This window comes from Oceanobacillus sp. NCCP-135 (genome assembly GCF_059698015.1).
Genome location: NZ_BAAKSZ010000067.1, coordinates 1 through 1,762, shown reverse-complemented (window position 1 = coordinate 1,762; position 1,762 = coordinate 1). Strand labels below are relative to the sequence as shown.

Annotated in this window: 4 protein-coding genes; 3 read left to right on the top strand and 1 reads right to left on the bottom strand. The window is 29.7% G+C overall.

Annotation, left to right across the window (positions count from 1 at the left end; translation table 11 throughout):
• Positions 1-37: 37 nt before the first annotated feature.
• Positions 38-622, bottom strand: coding sequence for a hypothetical protein (locus AC6HVZ_RS19485; protein WP_497559785.1), 585 nt, complete (start codon positions 620-622; stop codon positions 38-40).
• A 147-nt stretch (positions 623-769) separates the two neighbouring features.
• On the opposite strand from AC6HVZ_RS19485, the gene AC6HVZ_RS19480 reads away from it, so the two are divergent.
• From AC6HVZ_RS19480 to AC6HVZ_RS19470, 3 genes are all read left to right on the top strand, one after another.
• Positions 770-1,087 carry a helix-turn-helix domain-containing protein gene (locus AC6HVZ_RS19480; RefSeq protein WP_497559784.1) on the top strand — a complete coding sequence of 106 codons (318 nt, stop codon included), beginning with the start codon at positions 770-772 and terminating at the stop codon, positions 1,085-1,087.
• 164 nt (positions 1,088-1,251) lie between these two features.
• Complete coding sequence (locus tag AC6HVZ_RS19475) at positions 1,252-1,497, top strand: hypothetical protein (RefSeq protein ID WP_497559783.1); 246 nt, start codon at positions 1,252-1,254, stop codon at positions 1,495-1,497.
• Between the two features lie 12 nt (positions 1,498-1,509).
• The gene (locus AC6HVZ_RS19470) at positions 1,510-1,722 is read left to right on the top strand and encodes a hypothetical protein (protein ID WP_497559782.1); all 213 of its coding nucleotides are present in this window, start codon (positions 1,510-1,512) and stop codon (positions 1,720-1,722) included.
• Positions 1,723-1,762: the final 40 nt, after the last annotated feature.

The window sequence follows — 1,762 nt, the reverse complement described above, 5'->3', positions numbered from 1 at the left end:
AATCATATGACAACTTTTTTGGCTATAAAGTTCTTTATCAGGACAACGGTCTAGGCTGCAAACAATTAACATCAAAACGACCAAATCCATTTGGTCTATTGTCACCTATACCAACAAATAAACCTGCATCATGACATACACTTTCCATTAATTCTTTATTAATTAATGAACTTTCCCATTGGATTAAAAATGAGGTTTTCCAACCACTTGAAGTAGCTAGTCGATAGCGTATATGTCTTGATGCAGTTTTAGACATTCTTACACTTCTTACATCAATATAAATTTCCTCACTGGAATCTGTTGTAATCTCTTCGGTATTTAATATTTTCCGATTTTCAAATATTAGTATATCGTTTTTAGTTTCAAGTGTAGCTGCTAATGTACTTTGTAATCCTCTTTTTGTAAACTTTGCAGCATTTATTAAACAGCGATGAATATAACTACCATCCACATACAAGTATCCATCACTAGTAGTCCTATATGTGTTCTTCCACTCTTCAGGATTATTACCTGCAACACCTTTCATTTCCTTACGCTCCAATGGAATGCTTTCTGGAGAAAATCGGTTAAAGAGTATTGGTCTGGTCCCGACTATTTCTACATGCGCTTGATATAAAGCCATTATTATCACCTCTCATTGCGTTTTATTACTAATAGAAATATTATACCCTAATAATTTATTGCTATTCACAATATTTACCAAAAACTATTGCTTGTTTATATCAATAAAGGATAGCTTAATATAAAGACTATTAATTAGGTGATTAAAATGAATTTGGAAGTAACCAAGATTGGTCAAAAAATAAAATATTTAAGAAAACAATATAATATAACTGTCACTGATCTTGCAAATACTGTTGGCATATCTCAATCATATCTAACACAAATTGAAAACGGTCAAAAAATGATTCCAGTTGATATTCTAATTAAGGTTTGTAATTCATTAGGATATACGCTTTCTGAATTCTTTGATGACCAACAGGAAATTAATATGAATTTAAAAAGATTACTTTTATCCGCCGAAAAATTGAATGATGAACAGATTGTAGCTCTGCAATCGTTTTTAGACACCTTACATCAAAGTTAAAAAAATAATCGGAACATTGGCTAGTAATAGAGCGTTCCATTAAAAAGACCAATAGATTGACAGAAAAAACTCGTCTAAATTTAGGCGAGTTTTTTTGCTAAACGGTAGAAGAATTGAACAAAAATAATATAGACTCCTTATGGTGATAATGGAGGTATGTTTTCTTGAAAACCTTTTCTATCCTTTTTATTATAGTTGCTTTAATACATTCAATTACCCTATTAAATGGTGAGTGGAATGGGATTGTTTTATTTCCTTCAACTATTCTTTTTCTAATTGCTGTTGTTTATTTTATAACAGAACGTCGGCAAATAGAAAAGCAAAATGTAATACATAACAACTTAGCATTCTTTTTCAAGACATGGGGTGTTACTACAATTTTATTTGACAGTTCGCTAGCTTTAACATAAAGGAGAATGATTTTGAAGACATTAAACGATTATGTATTAAATAATACAGAATACTTTATAGAAAAATATTATGAAGCATTTTTAAAAGTTCAACAACATATTGCTGAGAAGCCTTTTTTACCAGTTGATATAATTAATATTTTGTTTCTAGGTAAAGTAGAAAGCTTATTACATTCTTATCAGCTTTTGAAAGAATATTGTAAATCAGCACATTATTACAGGTAGTCAATTTCACTTTAAATCAGGATGAAATCTGAAATAATGT

What these genes read in the sequence shown, in the direction of transcription:
- AC6HVZ_RS19485 (WP_497559785.1), bottom strand. Translation starts at nt 622, where the DNA reads ATGGCTTTATATCAAGCGCATGTAGAAATAGTCGGGACCAGACCAATA.
- AC6HVZ_RS19480 (WP_497559784.1), top strand. Translation starts at nt 770, where the DNA reads ATGAATTTGGAAGTAACCAAGATTGGTCAAAAAATAAAATATTTAAGA.